This is a genomic window from Neobacillus drentensis (assembly GCF_036966985.1).
Lineage (GTDB): Bacteria > Bacillota > Bacilli > Bacillales > Cytobacillaceae > Neobacillus > Neobacillus drentensis_E.
The window spans coordinates 1-1207 of sequence record NZ_JBALSN010000545.1 but is presented as its reverse complement, the minus strand read 5'-3'; the positions used below and the strand labels follow the sequence as shown (position 1 = coordinate 1207).

Below are 1207 nucleotides of genomic sequence, written 5' to 3'. Positions count from 1 at the left end.
CTCCCCGGCACGCCCGCGGAAAGCGAAGCCCTCAGGAGCGGAAATCAACAGCCAATTTAAACACAGAACCTAATTTTAAGAGACTTTTTCAATGCCCTCATACCTAGGGAGGGAATTATTGCTATCAACTAATTATTTATTTCCTTAACTCTGCCAACTTGTCCATCCGTAAGCCTGACTTTTATGCCATGAGGATGAAAGCTGGACTTGGTTAATATATCCTTGACGGTCCCCTCGGTTAGTTTCCCACTTCGTTGATCCGCTTTTAGCACAATTTTGACGAGTGCACCTGGGGAAATATCTCCCCGATTTTGCCCACTAGACACCCATTTTTCTCCGTGAATTACTTACTTTTTTCGTCTGCTGGCTTTGCAGCTTTTTAGTTGCCATCGAGTTGTTTGAACTTGAAGTTCCTCCGGCAGACTTGTTCTTCTTATTTTGCAGTTGTTGTTTCATCGCTTCTTGCAGACTTATTTTTTTCTTCGGTTCTTCCTGTGGATTGGTTTGATTTTCATTACTCATAAGAAATCCTCCTATAATGTGTTAAGTCCATTATAAGCTATTTTCATCCAAATAATAAAATTTACCTCATAATTTAAAAAGATAGTTAATTTCGCGATTCCAAAAAAGGGCGTCCAATTACATGAGCGGCTTTTTTGAATGATTTAGTCGAATTATTTTTGCAGGATTTTAACAGTGATGGTGAGAATTATATTAATATGATAATTCAAAAAGGGGGATTAGCATGAGTATCCAAGTAATAGAAAAAGAAGAAATGAAGGTTGTTGGGATTTCATGGAACGGAACTTACTCACAAATTAGTACACTCCCAACTCTTTTTAAAAAGATGGTAAATCGACTAGAAGAAGTATCTTATCAAACGAATGAACCTGTTTTAATCGCACCTTTTCATAGCAGGGAAACCGAAATTACTTATTATGTGACAACACCTGTAGAAAAAATCGAGGAAATCCCAGAAGGTATGGTTGGCTTTACAATTCCAAGTAAAAATTATGTTTTTGCTACACATCGAGGAAGCCATGAAGAAGTGGAAAATACATATAAACAAATTTATTCTTGGATGGAAGAATATGGGTATGAACAAGATCACAATGCATTAAGTATGGAAGTATTTAAAGAAGAGTATAAACATCAAAATGAGAATGGTGAACTTTATTTTGATATTTATTTACCTGTAAAGACTTAT

General features: G+C 36.2%; 3 protein-coding genes. 1 reads left to right on the top strand and 2 read right to left on the bottom strand.

Going from position 1 to position 1207, the window contains the following annotated elements; all coding sequences use genetic code 11:
• Positions 1-128 precede the first annotated feature (128 nt).
• Both V7659_RS27615 and V7659_RS27610 read right to left on the bottom strand, forming a co-directional pair.
• Positions 129-326: a YwbE family protein gene (locus tag V7659_RS27615; RefSeq protein ID WP_335543274.1), complete on the bottom strand. Its 198-nt coding sequence runs from the start codon at positions 324-326 to the stop codon at positions 129-131.
• The gene (locus tag V7659_RS27610; RefSeq protein ID WP_098575308.1) at positions 319-522 is read right to left on the bottom strand and encodes a hypothetical protein; all 204 of its coding nucleotides are present in this window, start codon (positions 520-522) and stop codon (positions 319-321) included. The genes V7659_RS27615 and V7659_RS27610 overlap by 8 nt, the downstream gene beginning before the upstream one ends.
• A gap of 223 nt (positions 523-745) precedes the next feature.
• Between V7659_RS27610 and V7659_RS27605 the strand changes: the two genes are divergently transcribed.
• Positions 746-1207: GyrI-like domain-containing protein (locus V7659_RS27605; RefSeq protein WP_335543273.1), on the top strand; the 462-nt coding region annotated here is incomplete at its 3' end.